Origin of the sequence: Burkholderia ubonensis, from assembly GCF_001718695.1 — a bacterium.
Lineage (GTDB): Bacteria > Pseudomonadota > Gammaproteobacteria > Burkholderiales > Burkholderiaceae > Burkholderia > Burkholderia ubonensis_B.
Map to the genome: position 1 here is coordinate 1,912,536 of NZ_CP013422.1, position 21,230 is coordinate 1,933,765.

The 21,230-nt window shown below is 64.0% G+C and carries 12 protein-coding genes, 2 tRNA genes and 3 rRNA genes; 3 read left to right on the plus strand and 14 right to left on the minus strand.

Annotated features, from left to right (window positions below):
- Nucleotides 1–31: 31 nt before the first annotated feature.
- Nucleotides 32–1,624, plus strand: coding sequence for an inorganic phosphate transporter (locus WJ35_RS28060; RefSeq protein ID WP_069240500.1), 1,593 nt, complete (start codon nt 32–34; stop codon nt 1,622–1,624).
- A gap of 320 nt (nt 1,625–1,944) precedes the next feature.
- Nucleotides 1,945–2,688 carry a 2OG-Fe(II) oxygenase gene (locus tag WJ35_RS28065; RefSeq protein WP_069240663.1) on the plus strand — a complete coding sequence of 248 codons (744 nt, stop codon included), beginning with the start codon at nt 1,945–1,947 and terminating at the stop codon, nt 2,686–2,688.
- A 504-nt stretch (nt 2,689–3,192) separates the two neighbouring features.
- Here WJ35_RS28065 and WJ35_RS28070 read toward each other — a convergent pair.
- The 13 genes from WJ35_RS28070 to phnS form a co-directional block, all read right to left on the minus strand.
- Nucleotides 3,193–4,620, minus strand: a complete 1,428-nt coding sequence (locus tag WJ35_RS28070; RefSeq protein ID WP_069240501.1) for a DHA2 family efflux MFS transporter permease subunit — start codon at nt 4,618–4,620, stop codon at nt 3,193–3,195.
- Nucleotides 4,621–5,355: 735 nt separating this feature from the next.
- Nucleotides 5,356–5,468, minus strand: a 5S ribosomal RNA gene (gene rrf / locus WJ35_RS28075).
- Nucleotides 5,469–5,622: 154 nt separating this feature from the next.
- A 23S ribosomal RNA gene (locus WJ35_RS28080) occupies nt 5,623–8,504 on the minus strand.
- 284 nt (nt 8,505–8,788) lie between these two features.
- Nucleotides 8,789–8,864 (minus strand) — tRNA-Ala (locus WJ35_RS28085).
- Between the two features lie 38 nt (nt 8,865–8,902).
- Nucleotides 8,903–8,979, minus strand: a tRNA-Ile gene (locus WJ35_RS28090).
- 63 nt (nt 8,980–9,042) lie between these two features.
- Nucleotides 9,043–10,575: ribosomal RNA gene (locus WJ35_RS28095) — 16S ribosomal RNA — on the minus strand.
- Together the 16S, 23S and 5S rRNA genes with 2 tRNA genes alongside form the textbook arrangement of a ribosomal RNA operon.
- A gap of 506 nt (nt 10,576–11,081) precedes the next feature.
- Entirely contained in the window at nt 11,082–11,633 is a 552-nt protein-coding gene (locus WJ35_RS28100; RefSeq protein WP_069240664.1) for a phosphonate degradation HD-domain oxygenase, read from the minus strand.
- 5 nt (nt 11,634–11,638) lie between these two features.
- Complete coding sequence (gene phnY / locus WJ35_RS28105) at nt 11,639–13,093, minus strand: phosphonoacetaldehyde dehydrogenase (RefSeq protein WP_060236059.1); 1,455 nt, start codon at nt 13,091–13,093, stop codon at nt 11,639–11,641.
- The gene (phnA, locus tag WJ35_RS28110; RefSeq protein WP_069240502.1) at nt 13,090–14,400 is read right to left on the minus strand and encodes a phosphonoacetate hydrolase; all 1,311 of its coding nucleotides are present in this window, start codon (nt 14,398–14,400) and stop codon (nt 13,090–13,092) included. The genes phnY and phnA overlap by 4 nt, the downstream gene beginning before the upstream one ends.
- Entirely contained in the window at nt 14,397–15,257 is an 861-nt protein-coding gene (gene phnV, locus WJ35_RS28115) for a 2-aminoethylphosphonate ABC transport system, membrane component PhnV (protein WP_069240503.1), read from the minus strand. Before phnV ends, phnA begins: the two co-directional genes overlap by 4 nt.
- A complete protein-coding gene (phnU, locus tag WJ35_RS28120) occupies nt 15,247–16,170 on the minus strand; it encodes a 2-aminoethylphosphonate ABC transporter permease subunit (protein WP_060236066.1) in 924 nt (307 codons plus the stop codon). Before phnU ends, phnV begins: the two co-directional genes overlap by 11 nt.
- The gene (phnT, locus tag WJ35_RS28125; RefSeq protein WP_060236068.1) at nt 16,148–17,251 is read right to left on the minus strand and encodes a 2-aminoethylphosphonate ABC transport system ATP-binding subunit PhnT; all 1,104 of its coding nucleotides are present in this window, start codon (nt 17,249–17,251) and stop codon (nt 16,148–16,150) included. The genes phnU and phnT overlap by 23 nt, the downstream gene beginning before the upstream one ends.
- Before the next feature lie 40 nt (nt 17,252–17,291).
- Nucleotides 17,292–18,383 (minus strand): 2-aminoethylphosphonate ABC transporter substrate-binding protein, encoded by a 1,092-nt coding sequence (gene phnS, locus WJ35_RS28130; RefSeq protein WP_010090040.1) that lies wholly within the window; start codon nt 18,381–18,383, stop codon nt 17,292–17,294.
- A 316-nt stretch (nt 18,384–18,699) separates the two neighbouring features.
- On the opposite strand from phnS, the gene WJ35_RS28135 reads away from it, so the two are divergent.
- Nucleotides 18,700–19,818: a 2-aminoethylphosphonate--pyruvate transaminase gene (locus WJ35_RS28135; protein WP_060236070.1), complete on the plus strand. Its 1,119-nt coding sequence runs from the start codon at nt 18,700–18,702 to the stop codon at nt 19,816–19,818.
- Between the two features lie 63 nt (nt 19,819–19,881).
- On the opposite strand, the gene WJ35_RS28140 is transcribed toward WJ35_RS28135, so the two are convergent.
- Nucleotides 19,882–21,222, minus strand: coding sequence for an MFS transporter (locus WJ35_RS28140; protein ID WP_059996142.1), 1,341 nt, complete (start codon nt 21,220–21,222; stop codon nt 19,882–19,884).
- Nucleotides 21,223–21,230: the final 8 nt, after the last annotated feature.

The following is a 21,230-nucleotide window of genomic DNA, read 5'->3' on the forward strand; positions in this document are numbered from 1 at the left end:
ATCGGACGCGTTTCCGTTACGAGACGCCGTCATGAATCAACCCGCTTCGTCCGCCGCACACCATCCCGGTTCCACCGAACGCGCCCGACGTGCCGGCTACGCCGTCGTCCTGCTGGTGCTCGCGATCGGCGCCGTCTACGTTGCCACGCACCTGATCTCCGATATTGCGCCGGTCCGCGAAGGCTCGCTGTTTCCGTACCTGATGCTCGGCGCCGCGCTCGTGATCGCGCTCGGCTTCGAGTTCGTCAACGGATTCCACGACACCGCGAACGCGGTCGCGACCGTGATCTATACGCATTCGCTGACGCCGAACATCGCGGTGATCTGGTCCGGCCTGTGGAACTTCCTCGGCGTGATGCTCTCGAGCGGCGCCGTCGCGTTCGGCATCCTGCAGCTGCTGCCTGTCGAACTGATCCTGCAGGTCGGCAGCGGCGCCGGCTTCGCGATGGTGTTCGCGCTGCTGATCGCCGCGATCGTCTGGAATCTCGCGACCTGGTATTTCGGACTGCCGTCGTCGAGCTCGCACACGCTGATCGGTTCGATCATCGGCGTCGGGCTGATGAACCAGCTGATGCACGGGCCGTCCGGCACGAGCGGCGTCGACTGGGGCCAGGCGCTCGGCGTCGGCAAGTCGCTGCTGTTTTCGCCGATCGTCGGCTTCCTGTGCGCGGGCCTGCTGCTGCTCGTGCTGAACGCGCTCGCGCGGGTGCCGGAACTGTACCAGGAGCCGCCGAAGGATCAGCCGCCGCCGTTCTGGATCCGCTGCCTGCTGATCCTGACCTGCACCGGCGTGTCGTTCGCGCATGGCTCGAACGACGGCCAGAAGGGGATGGGGCTCATCATGCTGATCCTGATCGGTATCGTGCCCACCGCCTACGCGCTCAACAAGGCCGTGACGCCCGCGGAATCGCAGACCTTCGTCGCGGTGGCGAACCAGGCGGCCATGACGTTCGCGAAGTATGCAAACGGCATCGCGCCGTCCGCCAATCCGCGCGCCGACGTCGAGCAGTACGTGCAGCATCGCGAGATGACGCCCGCCGTACTGCCCGCGGTACAGCAGTTGTCGGTCTCGCTTGCGCATGCGGTCGGCGCATCGGGCTCGATGGCGGCGGTGCCGCAGGGCGACATCGACAACGTGCGCAATACGATGTACCTCGTGTCCGAAGCAATCCGGCTGATGGAAAAATCCGGGCAGCCGGCGTTCGCGCCGGCCGACCGGCTCGCGATCGACAACTACCGCAGGCAGCTCGACCACGCGACCAAGTTCATCCCGACCTGGGTGAAGGTTGCCGTCGCGATCGCGCTGGGGCTCGGCACGATGGTCGGCTGGAAGCGCATCGTCGTGACCGTCGGCGAGAAGATCGGCAAGCAGCACCTGACTTACGGCCAGGGCGCGTCGGCGGAGCTCGTCGCGATGCTGACGATCGGCGCCGCCGACGTCTACGGGCTGCCGGTCTCGACGACGCACGTGCTGTCGTCCGGCGTCGCCGGCACGATGGCCGCCAACGGGTCGGGGCTGCAATGGGGCACGGTGCGCGGCCTCGTGCTTGCGTGGGTGCTGACGCTGCCTGCATCGATCGCGCTCGCGGGCGGGTTGTACTGGTTGTTCCGCGCGCTGGCTTGAGCGGATAACGGCGAGCGGGCGGGCGGCGACGGCTCACGGCCGCGCGGTTGCCGCGGCGGGTGCGAGAGCGGCGGGTTCGGCAGTGGCTTCATTCTTCTTTGTCGCTGCGCTCGGGCACGTCGCCGCAATCGGCGTGCCGTCGTCGCGCGGCTCGCCGTCGCTTCGCGAATTGAAGCGCAACATCCGGAGTGCAACGGCGCGCGCCGGTCGCTAGACTCGGTTCATCGACATGCATCGCGACGCCCCGCGTGTGCTGCATGCCTGCGAAGCACGCCGCGGGTACGCGCGATGCGACGTCGCAAACGAACCGGGGGATGTCCGTGAATATCGCCGATCTGCAACCTGCCGCCGACTTGCAGGACATCGCGGCGCGCGTCGACGCAATCGACTGGTCGACCGTCGAGGCCGAACTCGATCGCTACGGCTGCGCGCACGTGTCGAGCCTGCTGTCGCGCGGCGAATGCGATGCGCTGCGCGCGCTTTATCCGCACGATGCGCTGTACCGCTCGCGCGTCGTGATGGCACGTCACGGTTTCGGACGCGGCGAATACAAGTACTTCGCCTATCCGCTGCCCGCAGTCGTCGACGCGCTGCGCGCAACGATCTACCCGCATCTCGCGCCGATTGCCAATCGCTGGAATGACGCGCTGCGGATCGACGTGCGCTATCCGCTCGACCATGCGGCGTTTCTCGCCCGCTGCCACGCGGCGGGGCAGACGCGCCCGACGCCGTTGATCCTCCAATACGGCCCGGACGACTACAACTGTCTGCATCAGGACCTGTACGGCGAACACGTCTTTCCGCTCCAGGTTGTGATCCTGCTGTCCGCGCCCGGACGGGACTTTACCGGCGGCGAGTTCGTGCTGACCGAGCAGCGGCCGCGCATGCAGTCGCGCGCCGAAGTGGTCCCGCTGACCCAGGGTGACGCCGTGATCTTCGCCGTGCACGGCCGGCCGGTGCAGGGCACGCGCGGCATCTACCGCGTGAACTTGCGCCACGGGGTGAGCAGGATTCGCAGCGGTCACCGCCATACGGTCGGCATCATCTTCCATGATGCGTTGTGAGGGTGTTGGTGGTGCGGATGAGGTGGAGATGGGACTCGGCACGTTGGGGGAGCGTGGGCGGGCGGTTGGCGGTTGGCGGTGGCCAATTGCCGATTACCGATTGGCAAGTGCCGAGTGCCGGTTGCCGAGTGCCCGTTGCCCGTTGCGGGTTGCCGGTTGCGCGTTCCGGGCGCCGGTTATTGGTTGCCACTCGCCACTCGCCGGTTGCCGGTTGCCGGTTGCCGGTTGCCGGTTGCCGGTTGCCGGTTGCCTGTCGCCTGTCGCCTGTCGCCTGTCGCCTGTCGCCTGTCGCCTGTCGCCGGCAGCAGCCCGGACGGCGTGAAGTTATAAGCGGGCAACGCCACGCGATTTAGAGTTCGCGCGCCGTAAACTGCAACCGACGACTGGCTGCTCCATACGCGCGGTCCGCTGCTCATTGCTGGGGCGGCGTCTCGACTCAGTCCGCAGTGGCGACGAATCGCTGACCGCCGGCCTTCGCGCGACCGCCGCGATCAGAACGACGCTCTACCCGCGCGCCACATTTGCGCGAAGTCGATCGCCAGCATCGGCGGCGAGTCCCGCATAGCCGGGCAAAGTCAGCAGCGCAAGCACGCCGGCCGCGACGAACGCCCAGCGAAAGTCCTCGAGCACGTAATGCACGCCGGTCGCGTCGCCGCGCAACGAAGCTGCCACACGCAGCGCCAGCGCGCCGAAGGCGATCCCCATGCCGATCGTCATCTGCTGCGCGGCGCTCCACAATGTGCTCGCGGCACTCGTCTGCCGGGCGGGAATGTCCGCATAGGCCAGCGTCGCGAGCGTCGTGAACTGCATCGACCGTGTCAGCCCGTAGACGAACACGACGAGCAGCGTGATCGCAAGCGGCGTTGATGCGGTCAGCCAGCCGCATGCGATCGTGAACAGGCCGACGATCGTCACGTCAACGAGCGCGACGCGCCGGAAGCCGAACCGGTCGAGGATCCAGGACGTCCCCGCCTTCATGCCGAGATTGCCGACCGCGCTCGCCAGCAGCAACAGGCCCGACTGGAACGGCGACAGGCCGAAGCCGATCTGGAACAGCAGCGGCAGCAGATAGGGCACGGCGTTGATCGCGATCCGCGTGACCGAGCCCGTGATCACCGTCACGGAGAACGTCGGGACCTCGAGCGTGGTGAAGTCGAGCAGCGGATGCGCGCATCGTTGCGCATGCAACCATGCGGCAATGCCGAACAACACGCTCGCGGCGACCAGGATACCTGCGCGCGTGAAATCGACGTCCTGCTGCCCGGCCGCTTCGGTCCCGATCAGCAGGCACGTCAACGCGGCGCCGGCGAGCACGAAACCGATCCAGTCGAGCGGCCGCTGCTCGTCGACGCGCGTGTTCCTGACGATCAGCCAGGTACATGCGAACGCCGCGATGCCGAACGGCACGTTCAGCAGGAAGATCCAGCGCCACGACGCATACGTCGTGATGAAGCCGCCGATCGGCGGCCCGACGACCGGCGCGACGATGCCCGGCCACGTGATCGTCGCGATCGCGCGCATCAGGCGCGCCTTTTCGGTGCTGCGCACGACGATCATCCGCCCGACGGGCACCATCATTGCGCCGCCGATGCCCTGCAGCAGCCGTGCTGCGGTGAAAGTCCCGACGCCGTTGGACAGGCCGCACAACACCGACGCGCCGGTAAAGATGACGATCGCACTGCCGAACACCGTCCGCGAACCGTATCGATCCGCAATCCAGCCGCTGATCGGGATGAATACCGCGAGCGCGAGCATATAGGCGGTCATCCCGAGGCTCAGCGCGTTCGGCCCGACGCCGAACGTGTGCGCCATCTGCGGGAGTGCGGTCGCGATCACGGTCGTATCGAGATACTCCATGAAAAATGTCGCGGCGACGAGATATGGCAGGAAGTCGGTCGTCCGACGACATGAAGCGGCGGCGCGGTCGGTCATGAATCAATGTGCGGGAATGAGTTGTAGGAACACCGAGCAGTGGCAGGCAGACGAATTGCCGGCAGTCGGACGAACGGCGATATTACCGTGAATGGCGGGAAGCTCGCCGATGACATCTGGCGCTCGGGGACTTTATGCGCATAGATTTTTATTGGGATATTGGGATATACCGGCCACTAGGTGAAGCCCCCTCAAGACCGGCGAATCGCACTTACGTCGACGAAGTGATTGAGCATCTAGCAGTCATTTCCGCTCAACATGCAGCATCATCTTCCACGTCGACGCCATCACGCGTTATATCTGGACGCCTAGGATGCGCGGAATCCCGTACGCAGCATCGTCACCGCGACAACGGTCGTGCTTGCCGGTGATTTCGATGGCACGGCGTTCAGCGGCAGGTTCGCCTACACGCGGCTGTGGCGCCCAGTAGGAGATCGTTGGCGCGTGGCCGCCGGACATGCATCGCAGATATCGCCAGCTTGATGCATCGCGCGTTCCGGCGATGAGCAGTTCCGCGGCAGCGTGACGATCAGGGGATATGGGCCGACTCGTCGTGAACCTGGTGAGCAGCGTGGCTTCTAGCGAGTCGGTCCTGGGCACATCACCAAGCTATCGCAAACCGACCGGGTTCGTTCGATCCCGCCGACTCGAGCCGATGCAACTGGCCGAGTGCTCTTTCTGCCGCGCCAATGCAAAAACCCCCGCCTGTTCAGGCGGGGGTTCTCGGCTTAGGGAGCCTGACGATTACCTACTTTCACACGGGAATCCGCACTATCATCGGCGTAGAGTCGTTTCACGGTCCTGTTCGGGATGGGAAGGGGTGGGACCGACTCGCTATGGTCATCAGGCAAAGAGGGTTGTTCTGCTGGCGTGGCCAACAGAACCAATCTTGGAAGAAGCAGTAATTTAGGTTGTGTGTATCACACACGAGAATCCAACATGTCGCTCCGGATCGCGGCCAGTGCTTTCGCACGGCGCCGATCTACAAGGCAGACTTGTTATAGGATCAAGCCTTACGGGCAATTAGTATCAGTTAGCTGAACGCATTACTGCGCTTACACACCTGACCTATCAACGTCCTGGTCTCGAACGACCCTTCAAGGGGATCTAGTCCCCAGGGATATCTCATCTTAAGGCGAGTTTCCCGCTTAGATGCTTTCAGCGGTTATCTCTTCCGAACATAGCTACCCGGCGATGCCACTGGCGTGACAACCGGTACACCAGAGGTTCGTCCACTCCGGTCCTCTCGTACTAGGAGCAGCCCCCTTCAAATATCCAACGCCCACGGCAGATAGGGACCAAACTGTCTCACGACGTTTTAAACCCAGCTCACGTACCTCTTTAAATGGCGAACAGCCATACCCTTGGGACCGGCTACAGCCCCAGGATGAGATGAGCCGACATCGAGGTGCCAAACACCGCCGTCGATATGAACTCTTGGGCGGTATCAGCCTGTTATCCCCAGAGTACCTTTTATCCGTTGAGCGATGGCCCTTCCATACAGAACCACCGGATCACTATGACCTGCTTTCGCACCTGCTCGACTTGTCGGTCTCGCAGTTAAGCACGCTTATGCCATTGCACTATCAGCACGATTTCCGACCGTACCTAGCGTACCTTCGTACTCCTCCGTTACGCTTTGGGAGGAGACCGCCCCAGTCAAACTGCCTACCATGCACTGTCCCCGACCCGGATCACGGGCCAAGGTTAGAACCTCAAACAAACCAGGGTGGTATTTCAAGGACGGCTCCACCGAAACTAGCGTTCCGGTTTCATAGCCTCCCACCTATCCTACACAGATCGGTTCAAAGTCCAATGCAAAGCTACAGTAAAGGTTCATGGGGTCTTTCCGTCTAGCCGCGGGTAGATTGCATCATCACAAACACTTCAACTTCGCTGAGTCTCGGGAGGAGACAGTGTGGCCATCGTTACGCCATTCGTGCAGGTCGGAACTTACCCGACAAGGAATTTCGCTACCTTAGGACCGTTATAGTTACGGCCGCCGTTTACCGGGACTTCAATCAAGAGCTTGCACCCCATCATTTAATCTTCCGGCACCGGGCAGGCGTCACACCCTATACGTCCACTTTCGTGTTTGCAGAGTGCTGTGTTTTTATTAAACAGTCGCAGCCACCAGTTTATTGCAACCCCTTCACCCTCCTGGCGCAGGCCAGTCAAGCTACAAGGGCGTACCTTATCCCGAAGTTACGGTACCAATTTGCCGAGTTCCTTCTCCCGAGTTCTCTCAAGCGCCTTAGAATACTCATCTCGCCCACCTGTGTCGGTTTGCGGTACGGTCATCGTTAGACTGAAGCTTAGAGGCTTTTCTTGGAACCACTTCCAATTGCTTCGCTCCCGAAGGAGCTCGCGCCACACCCTTGAATTACGCACCCGGATTTGCCTAAGTGCCTTCTCCAATGCAGCGACCGGGACTTCCAACACCCGGACAACCTTCCGCGATCCGTCCCCCCATCGCATCTAACAATGGTGCAGGAATATTGACCTGCTTCCCATCAGCTACGCATTTCTGCCTCGCCTTAGGGGCCGACTCACCCTACGCCGATGAACGTTGCGTAGGAAACCTTGGGCTTACGGCGAGGGGGCCTTTCACCCCCTTTATCGCTACTCATGTCAGCATTCGCACTTCCGATACCTCCAGCACCCTTTACAAGGCACCTTCGCAGGCTTACGGAACGCTCTCCTACCATGCGAGCAAAGCTCGCATCCGCAGCTTCGGTATATAGCTTAGCCCCGTTACATCTTCCGCGCAGGACGACTCGATCAGTGAGCTATTACGCTTTCTTTAAAGGGTGGCTGCTTCTAAGCCAACCTCCTGACTGTTTTAGCCTTCCCACTTCGTTTCCCACTTAGCTATATTTGGGGACCTTAGCTGGCGGTCTGGGTTGTTTCCCTCTTGACACCGGACGTTAGCACCCGATGTCTGTCTCCCGTGATTGCACTCTTCGGTATTCGGAGTTTGCTATGGCGGGGTAATCTGCAATAGACCCCCCAACCATGACAGTGCTCTACCCCCGAAGGTGAGACACGAGGCACTACCTAAATAGTTTTCGGAGAGAACCAGCTATTTCCAGGTTTGTTTAGCCTTTCACCCCTATCCACAGCTCATCCCCTAACTTTTCAACGTTAGTGGGTTCGGACCTCCAGTACGTGTTACCGCACCTTCATCCTGGCCATGGATAGATCACCTGGTTTCGGGTCTACGCCCAGCAACTGAACGCCCTATTCGGACTCGCTTTCGCTACGCCTGCCCTATACGGTTAAGCTTGCTACTGAACGTAAGTCGCTGACCCATTATACAAAAGGTACGCCGTCACCCCTTACGAGGCTCCGACTGTTTGTATGCATGCGGTTTCAGGATCTATTTCACTCCCCTCCCGGGGTTCTTTTCGCCTTTCCCTCACGGTACTGGTTCACTATCGGTCGATCACGAGTATTTAGCCTTGGAGGATGGTCCCCCCATCTTCAGACAGGATTTCACGTGTCCCGCCCTACTTGTCGCACACCTAGTTCTTTCATACTGTTTTCGCCTACAGGGCTATCACCTGCTATGGCCGCACTTTCCAGAGCGTTCGGCTAACAATACAAATAAAGAGTGCAAGGCTCATCCCATTTCGCTCGCCACTACTTTGGGAATCTCGGTTGATTTCTTTTCCTGCGGTTACTTAGATGTTTCAGTTCACCGCGTTCGCTTCTCTGGACCTATGTATTCAGTCCAGGATGACCCAAAAGGGCCGGGTTTCCCCATTCGGACATCTACGGATCAAAGCTCGTTTGCCAGCTCCCCGTAGCTTTTCGCAGGCTACCGCGTCCTTCATCGCCTGTGATCGCCAAGGCATCCACCACATGCACTTGTTCGCTTGACCCTATAACGAGTCTGTCTCATCGACAGTCGCTACAGGTTGAGTTCTCGCGTTGTGCCGTATTCCAATTGAGCCGAACATGAAGTTCGAATCATCTTGAGATACATCGATACAATCACAACCCGGATAGTTTTCACGTCCATCTCGAGACGCTTCCGCTATCCAAATTACTTACTTCTTCCAGATTGTTAAAGAACGACAGCCGATATGGTGTTACTCATATCACTCTGACTGGCTCAATCGCCAATGACAAAAGCTCGACGCGTCGAACGCTTGTCATTGAGGATTGGTGGAGGCAGACGGGATCGAACCGACGACCCCCTGCTTGCAAAGCAGGTGCTCTCCCAGCTGAGCTATGCCCCCATGAGTACAGATGCCTCAGGGTGTTACCGCCAGACAAATGGTGGGTCTGGTTGGATTCGAACCAACGACCCCCGCCTTATCAAGACGGTGCTCTAACCGACTGAGCTACAGACCCCTGAGTCTGTCTTTAAATTTACAGCCGATAAGCGTGAGCGCTCAACTTTGCGATAAGCTCTGGAAAGGAGGTGATCCAGCCGCACCTTCCGATACGGCTACCTTGTTACGACTTCACCCCAGTCATGAATCCTACCGTGGTGACCGTCCTCCTTGCGGTTAGACTAGCCACTTCTGGTAAAACCCACTCCCATGGTGTGACGGGCGGTGTGTACAAGACCCGGGAACGTATTCACCGCGGCATGCTGATCCGCGATTACTAGCGATTCCAGCTTCATGCACTCGAGTTGCAGAGTGCAATCCGGACTACGATCGGTTTTCTGGGATTAGCTCCCCCTCGCGGGTTGGCAACCCTCTGTTCCGACCATTGTATGACGTGTGAAGCCCTACCCATAAGGGCCATGAGGACTTGACGTCATCCCCACCTTCCTCCGGTTTGTCACCGGCAGTCTCCTTAGAGTGCTCTTGCGTAGCAACTAAGGACAAGGGTTGCGCTCGTTGCGGGACTTAACCCAACATCTCACGACACGAGCTGACGACAGCCATGCAGCACCTGTGCGCCGGTTCTCTTTCGAGCACTCCCGAATCTCTTCAGGATTCCGACCATGTCAAGGGTAGGTAAGGTTTTTCGCGTTGCATCGAATTAATCCACATCATCCACCGCTTGTGCGGGTCCCCGTCAATTCCTTTGAGTTTTAATCTTGCGACCGTACTCCCCAGGCGGTCAACTTCACGCGTTAGCTACGTTACTAAGGAAATGAATCCCCAACAACTAGTTGACATCGTTTAGGGCGTGGACTACCAGGGTATCTAATCCTGTTTGCTCCCCACGCTTTCGTGCATGAGCGTCAGTATTGGCCCAGGGGGCTGCCTTCGCCATCGGTATTCCTCCACATCTCTACGCATTTCACTGCTACACGTGGAATTCTACCCCCCTCTGCCATACTCTAGCCTGCCAGTCACCAATGCAGTTCCCAGGTTGAGCCCGGGGATTTCACATCGGTCTTAGCAAACCGCCTGCGCACGCTTTACGCCCAGTAATTCCGATTAACGCTTGCACCCTACGTATTACCGCGGCTGCTGGCACGTAGTTAGCCGGTGCTTATTCTTCCGGTACCGTCATCCCCCGACTGTATTAGAGCCAAGGATTTCTTTCCGGACAAAAGTGCTTTACAACCCGAAGGCCTTCTTCACACACGCGGCATTGCTGGATCAGGCTTTCGCCCATTGTCCAAAATTCCCCACTGCTGCCTCCCGTAGGAGTCTGGGCCGTGTCTCAGTCCCAGTGTGGCTGGTCGTCCTCTCAGACCAGCTACTGATCGTCGCCTTGGTAGGCCTTTACCCCACCAACTAGCTAATCAGCCATCGGCCAACCCTATAGCGCGAGGCCCGAAGGTCCCCCGCTTTCATCCATAGATCGTATGCGGTATTAATCCGGCTTTCGCCGGGCTATCCCCCACTACAGGACATGTTCCGATGTATTACTCACCCGTTCGCCACTCGCCACCAGGTGCAAGCACCCGTGCTGCCGTTCGACTTGCATGTGTAAGGCATGCCGCCAGCGTTCAATCTGAGCCAGGATCAAACTCTTCAGTTCAAACCTGTTACTGTTTTCGGTTCCGCAGAACCGGTCGCTCACTCAAAGCTGACAGGAATATGAATTGCTTCATAAACCTGACTTACTTTAGTGTGAGACTCTTGATACTTTTGCCAATCCGATCTGACGATCGGCTCGCTTCGATCAAGCGCCCACACTTATCGGCTGTTAATTTTTAAAGAGCATTTCTGCGAGAACTTCGTCTTTCCCAGCAGCGCTGCGTTGTCAGCAGCAGAGAAGAGAGATTATGAACCGTCTTTCTTCACTCGTCAACAACTTTTTGAACTGCTTCGTTGTGACGGTGAGGGGTTCAGCTTCGTGTGCACCTGGGTCACCACATCCACCCAACCGCACCGCTTCCCTTCTTCCTTCCGCGCCGCGTTGCCGTCAGCGCGAAAGAGGCGTGATTCTATGCAGCTCACGGCAATCGCGCAAGGGGTTTCGTGAAATATATAAAGCCCCGCACGCTGCCGCGTGCGGGGCTTTATATACAAACAGTCGAGCAGTCAGCCCGTCCGCGCCTGGCGGGCCACGATCTCCATATAGTGATCGAGATCCGGCGTCACCTTCCCTTCCACCTTCGCCATATCGTCCCAGCGGCGCAGGCGCAGCGCGTCCTCCGCGAACGGGCGCAGCAGGAACGCCGCGGCCTCCTCCTCGCTGAAGATCCCGCCCTGCAATGCGAGGCTGCGCACCGAGTCCGGCGACAGGCTCTCGAAGTAGCCGGCGTCCGTCCGGCAAAGGCAGCGCTTGGCATCGACATGCAGCCGGATCGGATCGAGCACCGCGTCCGGCAACAGCGGCCGCAGGAACGGCAATACGTAATATTGATGGAGATCGTCGATGCCGCGCGCGCTCGGCGTCTCCCCCTGACGGTTCAGCAGATGCCCAAGGTCGTGCAGGAACGCCGCCGCGACCAGCGCGTCGTCCGCGCCCGCCTCCTCCGCCAGCAAGCCGCTCTGCAGCGCATGCTCGAGCTGCGTGACCGGCTCCCCGCTATAGGCCACATGGCCATGCTCGCGGTACAGGCCGCGAATCTCCTCAAGCGTCAACGCCATTTCCGTCATCCCCACGGCAACGAGAAGGTCTTCAGGTTCGTGAAGCTCTTCATCGCTTCCTGCACCCCTTCCTTGTAGCCCAATCCCGAATCCTTGATCCCGCCGAACGGCGTCAGCTCGATCCGGTAGCCCGGCACCTCCCAGACGTTCACGGTGCCGACGTTCAATTCGTTCACGAACCGCACGACCGCTTCCGTGCTGTCGGTGCAGACGCCCGACGACAGCCCGAACGCCGTGCCGTTGCTGATCCGGATCGCGTCGTCGATCGTGTCGAACGCGATGACCGGCGACACCGGGCCGAACGTCTCCTCGCGCACCAGCGCCATCGCCGGATCGACGCGATCGAGCACGGTCGGCGCATAGAGCGCGCCGCGGCGGACATTCCCGGTCAGCAGTCGCGCACCCTGCGCGAGCGCCTCGTTGACGCGCGCCTCGAACAGGCGCGCCGCTGCTTCGTCGATCACCGTGCCCATCTCGTTCGCCGGATCGAACGGGTCGCCGTACGACCACGCGCGCGTCTTCTCCACCAATCGTTCGGTGAACGCCGGCGCAACCGAACGCTGGACCAGGATGCGCTTGACCGCCGTGCAGCGCTGGCCGGAATTCCGGTACGAGCCCTGCACCGCGAGCGACGCGGCGCGGTCGAGATCGGCGTCGCCGAGGACGATCAGCGGATCGTTGCCGCCCAGCTCGAGCACGACGCGCCGGTAACCGGCCTTCGCGGCAATCGCCTTGCCGATCGCCACGCCGCCGGTAAACGTGATCAGCGACGCGTGCGGGTGCGTCACCAGCTCGTCCGCGATCTCCCGCGGATCGCCGGTCACGACCTGCAGCATCGGCTCGGGCAGTCCGGCCTCATGGAGCAGATCCGCCAGATAGAACGCCGACAGCGGCACCTTCTCGGACGGCTTCACGATCACCCGGTTGTTGGTCGCGATCGCCGGCGCGACCTTGTGCGCAACCTGGTTCATCGGATGATTGAACGGCGTGATCGCGACGATCACCCCGTCGAGCGGCTGGCGCTGCGAAAACACCCGGCGCGCCTTGCCGTGAGGCGTCAGGTCGCACGAGAAGCTCTGCGCGTCGTCGCGCAGCGCCTCGACCGACGCGAACTTCAGCACGTCCGCGACGCGGCCGATCTCGTAGCGCGAATCCTGCTTCGACAGGCCGGATTCGAGCGTGATCAGGTCCGACGCTTCCTCGGTGCGCTCTCGCAGCAGCGCGGCCGCCCGTTCGAGGATCTGCGAACGCTCGTAGCGCGTGAGCACCGGCCGGTAAGCCATCGCGTAGTCGAACGCGGCGCGCACGTCGTCGACGCTCGCGAGCGGCGCGGTGCCGACGCGCATGCCGGTATAGGGATCGGTGACATCGAAGGTCCGCTCGCGTGCCGCGTGAGCGCCGCACCAGCGCAACGCCTCGGCACGAAAGGCCGGATGGTCCCGCCGAACAGGGGAAGTCATGATGCGATCCGGTTCAGCGCGAAATCGAACACGTCGAAATTCCGCGGACGACGCTCGGGATCGTCGCGCTCGATGCGACGGTTGAACAGCAGCGGCACTTCCTGCTCCGACACGCCGCCATGCGAGCGCAGCGGCACGGTCAACCCGGACAGGTCGTGTTCGCGCTCGCGCGTGCCGAGCGTCATGTCGCGCCGGGCGATCACGGCCAGATCGCCGATCCGGTCCGCCGGCAGCTCGAAGCGCGCCGCGGCTTCCGCGTTGTCGAGCACGAGTTCGACGCCGTCGAGCCCGCCGATGCGCCACATCGCGTCCATCCGGTCGGCGCCCGACGCCAGATAGACGGTCGCGAACGAGCCGAGCGCGCCGTGGTGCACGACGTACGGATCGGTGATCGGCAGGATCACCCGCGCGGCCTGCACGCCGAACCAGCCGTCGAGCGCATCCTGCAGATAAACGACGTTCGGCCGGCCCGTCGCCGGATCGTGCTTCGCGTTCATCCCGTGGTCGGCGGTCAGCCCGATCACCCAGCCGAGCGCATCGAGCTGCGCGAGATAGCGGTCCATCATCGCGTAGAACGCATTTGCGCCGGGGCTGCCGGGCGCGCACTTGTGCTGCACGTAGTCGGTGGTCGACAGGTACATCAGGTCGACCTGGCGCGTCTGCGCGAGCCGCACGCCGGCCGCGAACACGAATTCGGACAGCGCCGCACTATAGACGTCCGGCGACGGCAGGCCGACCCAGTCGAGCACGTCGACGATGCCGTTTTCCGCGAGATTCGCCTGCGCGGCTTTCTCCGCGGAGAAGCAGATGCCGCGCATCCGCCAGCCGAGCAGGCGGCGCAGCTTGTCCTTCGCGGTCACGACCGCCACCCGCGCGCCGGCGTCGGACGCCGCGGCGAGCAGCGTGCCCGCCCGCAGGTAGGCCGGGTCGTTCATCATCACCTCGGCGCCGCGCCCGCCGTCGGCGTCCGGGTCCCAGAAGTAGTTGCCGCAGATCCCGTGCACGGACGGCGGCGCGCCGCAGACGATCGACAGGTTGTTCGGGTTGGTGAAAGTCGGCACGACGCAATCGGCGCGCCACGCGGTGCCTTCCGCGAACATCCGGCCGATGAACGGCGCGACGCCCGCGTCGACCGCGCGCTCGAGATAGTCGTATTCGCAGCCGTCGACGCACACGACGACGGTCGGCACGGCCGGCAGCCGGTAGCGGCGGCCGTTGACGTCGACGCAGCGCGCCGCGAGATCGGCCGAAAGGTTGCCGGCACGCACGTGCTCACCGGGCAGTCGCAAGGAGAATGCGGCGTTCATGATGCAGCCCTCGTGCCGCCCGGCACGCGGGCGGCAATCAGCAGCAGCGCCGCGAGCGACGCGCCGAGCATCAGCAGCGACAGCGCCGACGCCGGCAGGTAATAGCCGCGCTCCACCTGGCCGATCACGACGATCGGCACGGTGGCGAAGCCGGGCGGATAGACGGTCAGCGTCGCGCCGAGCTCGCCGAGCGACAGCGCGAAGCCGAGCGCGAGGCTCGCACGCAGCGCGGGCACGAGCTGCGGCAGCAGCACGCGCCGCAGCACCATCGCGGGCGGCGCGCCGAGGCTGGCCGCGGCCTCGCGCAGCACCGTCAGCTCCGGGCGCAGCGCCGCTGCCGCGCAGCGATAGCAGAACGGCAAGATCAGCGTGAGCTGCACGAGCACGACGATCGCCGCCGAACTCGACAGATCGACCGGCTTCTGGTGATAGGCGATCAGCACCGCGAGCCCGAGCACGACGCTCGGCACGCCGTTGGGCACCATCACGAGCGCGTCGACGAACGCGCCGACGCCGCGCCGGTCGCGCCCTTCGAGCGCGAGCGCGAGCCACAGGCCGAGGGCCGTGCCGATCACGGCGACCCCGAAGCCGATCTCGAGGCTCGTCGCGAGCGCGCCGTATTCCTGCGAACCGAGCTGCTCGAACCAGCGCAGGCTGTAGCCGGCCGGCAGGATCGTGCCGGACCAGCGGCTCGACACGCTCGACAGCGCGACGACGATCACCGGCAGCACGAACAGCCAGAAGCACGCGAACGCGGCGAGCGCCAGCGCGACGCGCGACGCATGCTTGAGCAGCGTGTCGCTCCAGCCCGGTTCGTGGCGCGGCACGGCCTGCCCGATACGATATTCAGCGGACATCGCGCGTCCCTCCCGTTGCGCGCCGGTTCACCCGGCGATAGACCGCATACAGCGCCAGCGACAGCGCGAGCATCGCGACCGCGCCGGCCGACGCGGTCGGCAGGTCGAGATCGACGGTCGCGCTGCTGTAGATCGCGACCGGCAGCGTGACGAGCTTGGCGCTGCCGAGCACGAGCAGGATCCCGAATTCGTTCAGCGTCAGCAGGAAGCACAGCACGGTGCCGGCCGCGATCCCGGGCCACGCGATCGGCAGCACGACGCGCCGCGCGAGCATCCAGCCCGACGCGCCGAGGCTGCGCGCCGCTTCGATCAGGCGCAGGTCGAGCGTCGCGAACGACGCGAGCGTCGGCCGCACGACGAACGGCGTGTAGAACACGGTCTGCGCGAGGATCACGCCGCCGAAGCCGAACAGGAAATCGAGCGGCGGCTGGTCGAGATGGAACGCCTGCTGCAGCGCGATGCTGACCGAGCCCTGCGAGCCGTACAGGAAGATCAGCGTGAACGCGACGAGAAACGAAGGAAACGCGACGTACAGCTCCAGGAAGCGCGTGACGAGCGACGCGCCCGGAAACGGCCGGAAGAACAGCAGCGCGGCGAGCAGCACGCCGAGCACCGACGCGGTGCCGGCGCTCGCGAACAGCACGCCGAGCGTCGTCAGCAGCACGTTGCGCGTGTCGGGATTGCCGAAGAAGTTCCGGTACGCGGCGAAGCTCAGCCCGTGATCGCCGGTCAGGCTCAGCAGCACGAGCCGCACGAGCGGATAGACGACGAGCGGGCCGAGCACGACGACCGCGAGCAGGATCAGGTGCCAGTCGCCGGCGCGCCGGCGGCGCTTCGCGGCGGCAGCATGGGCGGCGGCCGACGCGAGCGCCTTTGGCGGCAGCGCGGCGTCAGGGCTCGATAAGGACGACATCGTCTGCCTCGCAATGCAGGGAAACACGCGCGCCGCGCTCGGGCGCCGCGCCGCGGCCGCGCTGCATCGTCACGCGCACCGGCTCGTCCGGCGCCGCGTCGACCACGACCGCGATCGACAGCTCCGCGCCCTGCCATTCGACCGATGCAACCGTGCCGTGCAGCCCGCCCGCCGCAAGCGGCCGGACGGTCAATTGCTCGGGACGCACGCATGCGACCCTGTCGCGCACGTCGTGGCGTGGATCGCCGAGCGGGAAGATCACGCGCGGCGGCAGCAGGTTCGCCGGGCCCAGGTAGCGCGCGACGTAGCCGTTGCGCGGCGTGTCGTAAAGCTGCTGCGGCGTGCCGAGCTGCGCGACGTGGCCGTCGCGCATCAGCAGCGCGCGGTCGGACAGCACCAGCGCGTCGTCGCGGTCGTGCGTCACGCACACGACGGTCAGGTTCGGCAGGCGCTCGTGCAGCGCCTTCAGCTCGCTGCGCACCGACGCGCGCAGGTTCGCGTCGAGCGCGGACAGCGGCTCGTCGAGCAGCAGCACGTCGGGCTCGATCACGAGCGCGCGGGCGAGCGCAACGCGCTGCTGCATGCCGCCCGACAGTTGCGCCGGCAGGTGGTGGCCGGCGTCGCCGAGCTGGACGAGCTTCAGCGCGTCGGCGACGCGGCGCGTCACCTCGGCCGACGGCATCCGTCGCGCGCGCAGGCCGAATGCGACGTTCTCGAACACCGACAGGTGCGGGAACAGCGCGTAGTTCTGGAACAGCAGACCGAGGTTGCGCTTGTGCGGCGGCGCATAGGTCAGGTCGCGCCCGGCGACGGTCAACGTGCCGGTCAGGCCGTCGGCCTTCACGAACCCGGCGATGAAGCGCAGCAGCGTGGTCTTGCCGCAGCCGCTCTTGCCGAGCACGGTCAGAAATTCGCCGGCGCCGATCGACAGCGTCAGATCGTCCAGCACCGTGCGCGCGCCGTAGCGCACGCTCAGGTGCTCGATCTGCACGCCGCCCGGCGCGCCGGACCGCAGCGTCGCATGCGGCTCGGCGGCGCCGAATGCGCCGGGATGGGTCATGGCGGTATCCACCGGTTTCATCCTTTCAATTGCAGGCGGAATGGCACGCGGCGTGCGCCGGTCACTTCGGCTTGACGACTTCGGTCTGCTTGCCCGAGCTGCCGATCACGTCCTTCTTCCAGCGCTCCAGCCACACCGGCTTCTTCGCCATCACCTGGCTCCAGTCGACCGGGATCAGCTTCACGCCCGCGATCGCGCGCTTGACCGCCTCGCCGTTCTTGCCGGCGAGCGGCACGTCGGTGCGGCCCGGGATGCCGTACATGTCCGGCACCTTCGCCTGCACTTCCGTCGACATCAGGTAGTCGATCAGCTTCTTGCCCGCGTCCTGGTTCGGGCCGCTCTTGATCAGGCCGATGCCGTACGGGAGCTGGAACGTCGTCGGCTGGTCGCCGTCCTTCGCCGCGAGGAAGATCGGCTTGATCGACAGGCCGCCGTGCTCGGCATCGTCGAGATCCATCTGCAGGTCGCCGTTCGCGAAGCTGATCTCGTTGCGCGACAGCAGCACGTTCAGGTAGCCCGTGCCCTTCGTGTGGAACTTCACGCTCTGCGACAGCTTCGCGAGGTAGTCGAACGCCTTGTCCTCGCCCATCAGCGTGGTCGTCAGGATCAGCACCGCCATCCCGTCGCCGGCCGTGGCCGGGTTCGAGTACGCGACCTTGCCCGCGTAGTTCGGCGACAACAGGTCGGCGAACGTCTTCGGCTGCTGCTTGACGACTTCGGGGTTGATCGCGAACGAGAAATAGTTGTTCACGAACGTCGCCCAGCTGCCGTCTTCCGCCTTCGCGATCGCCGGCACGTTCTTGTAGTTGACGCTCTGGTACGGCTGCAGCAGGCCCATCTGGCCGGCTTGCTGGATGAACGGCGGCAGCGTGACGATCACGTCCGCCTTCGGCGAGTTCTTCTCGATGTTCGCGCGGTTGACGACTTCGCCGCTGCCCGCCGTGACGATGTTGACCTTCACGCCTTCCTTCTTCTCGAAGGCCGGCAGCACGTCGCGGTAGAGGTTTTCCAGGCCGTCCGCCGTGTACAGCACGACCGCGTTCGCCGCGTGCGCCGACAGCGCGGCGCCTTGCAGCAGGCCGGCGGCGCAGGCAGCCAGCGCAAGCTTGCGGAACGCGCCGGCAGCGGCGCGCGAGGAATTCTGCAGTGTCATCTCACTTCTCCGTAGACGGAACACCAAACGGCCGGGGCACGACCGGCTCTGTCGGCCAGAGTTGGCGCTTCAGCGCTTACTCTGGCCCCACGCAGAGCAGTAATTGGGGGCGAACCTCCAGCGGGCCCGCCTCGTCGCCGCCCGATCGGTGCTGGACCGATGCGGTTTCGTGCGGCAAGCGAAGGATCACAGCGTTCGATGACAAGCCCGTGACGACCGCCCAAAATTCCACAAAATGACATAATTTGCCACTAAGATGGCCGTCACCCGGAAACGCCACCCGGCGTTTCATCCGACCTGTGCTGGAGAAAAACCGATGTCCGCCACCGCCCCGATCCTGCTCACCCCCGGCCCGCTCACCACGTCCGCCGCGACGCGCGACGCGATGCAGCGCGACTGGGGCTCGTGGGATGCCGAATTCAATCGCCTGACCGAAAGCGTGTGCGCCGACCTCGTCGGCATCGCCCGCGGCGACGCCGAATACGTGTGCGTGCCGATGCAGGGCAGCGGCACGTTCGCGGTCGAAGCCGCGCTCGGCACGCTGGTGCCGCGCGACGGCGTCGTGCTCGTGCCGGACAACGGCGCGTATTGCGCGCGCATCCTGAAGATCCTCGGCCGGCTCGGGATCGAGGCGATCGCGCTGCCGTTCGGCGAGGCGTCCGCGGCCGATCCCGCGGCGATCGACGCGGCGTTCGCGCGCGACCCGCGCATCACTCACGTCGCGCTGGTGCATCTCGAGACGAGCGCCGGCATCCTGAATCCGCTCGACGAGATCGCCGCGTGCTGCCGGCGGCATGGCAAGCGGCTGATCGTCGATGCGATGAGCTCGTTCGGCGCGCTGCCGATCACGCTCGACGGCAGCGGCGTCGACGCGCTGGTCTCGGCCAGCGGCAAATGCCTGGAAGGCGTGCCGGGGATGGGGTTCGTGATCGTGCGGCGCGACGCGCTGGACGCCTGCGAAGGCCGCTCGCCGTCGCTCGCGCTCGACCTGCACGACCAGTACGCGTACCTGCGCAAGACCGGCCAGTGGCGCTTCACGCCGCCGACGCACGTGGCCGCCGCGCTGCGCGTGGCGCTCGACCAGTTTCTCGCCGAGGGAGGCCAGCCCGCGCGCGGCGCGCGCTATGCGGAGAATTGCAGGACGCTGGTCGACGCGATGCATGCGCTCGGCTTCGAGCCGATCCTCGACGCGCGCGTGCAGGCGCCGGTGATCGTGACGTTCCATGCGCCGGACGATCCGGCATACGACTTCAAGCGCTTCTACGACGCGGTGCGCGACGCCGGCTTCATCCTCTATCCGGGCAAGCTCACGCAGCTGGAGACGTTCCGCGTCGGCTGCATCGGCGCGATCGACGCCGACGACGTCCGGCGCGCGGTCGCCGCGATCGCGCACGCGATCGAGACGCTCGGCATCGCGCTGCGCCGCGCGTCATGAACGAAAAAAGGGCCCGGCGGGTTGCTCCCGCCGGGCCCGAGGTCCTGCCGCCGCGTGCCTGCGTTACAGCACGATCCGCTTGATGTCGCCGACGACGAAGATGTACGACGCCGCGCCGATCAGCGCGATCACGCCGATGAACACCAGCGCGCCGACGAACGAGCCGGTCGATGCGACGATGAAGCCGACGACGAGCGGCGTGATGATGCCGGCGAGGTTCGCCGCGAAGTTGAAGATGCCGCCCGTCACGCCGAGCAGGCCGTCCGGCGCGATGTCGGACACGAGCGCCCAGCCGAGCGCGGCCATCCCCTGCGCGAAGAACGCGACCGACATGATCGCGATCACGGCCTCGTTGCTCTGCACGTAGTTCGCGAGAATGATCGTCGACGCGAGCAGCAGGCCCGCGATGATCGGCAGCTTGCGCGCGAGGTTCGCGGACTTTCCGCGGCGCAGCAGCCAGTCGGAGAAAATGCCGCCGAACATCACGCCGACCGACGCGGCGATGAACGGCATCACCGCGAAGAAGCCGATCTTCAGCCAGCCCATGTGGCGCTCGGTGGCGAGATAGGTCGGGAACCAGGTCAGGAAGAACACGAGCGTCGAGTTGCCGGCGAACTGGCCGAGGCAGATGCCCGCGAGCTGGCGCTTCTTCAGCAGCTGGCCGGCCATGCGCCAGCTGAATTTCGCCTGCTCGGGCCGGTCGTTCTTCTTCGCGCCGTGCGCGAGGCCGCCGCCCGCTTCGATGAACTCGATCTCCTCCTTGTTCGCGCCCGGATGGTTGTGCGGCTCGTGATAGAGCTTCCACCAGACGAAACCGAACGCGATGCCGACGCCGCCGACGACCCAGAACAGCGAGCGCCAGCCGAACGCGCCCATCAGCGCGAACAGCACCGGGCTGAAGAACGCGAGGCCGATGTACTCGCCGACCGTGTAGGTGCCGGTCGCCATCGCGCGCTCGTTCTGCGGGAACCACGTCGCGACCACCCGGCTGTTGGTCGGGAAGCACGGCGCTTCCGTGATGCCGAGGCCGAGGCGGCACGCGAACAGCGTCGCGACGCCGGGCACGAAGCCCTGCAGCAGCGTGCACAGCGACCACAGCGTCATCGACCAGTAATAGGTGATCTTGCTGCCGAAGCGGTCGAGAAAGAGGCCGCCCGGCACCTGCATCGCGGCGTAGGTCCATGAGAACGCGGAGAACATGATGCCCATCACCGCCGCGTTGATGCCGAGCTCCTTGGTGAGCTGCGGCGCGGCCACCCCCAGCACGGTGCGGTCGAGGTAGTTGATCATCGTGCCGATCGCGAGCAGCGCGAGAATCTTGTAGCGCGCCGACGTGCGCCGGACCGTGCCGGCTGCCTGCGCCGGACGCGCCGGCGCATGGTTGGTGTGGGTGGTGTGCTGCATGGTCGTCT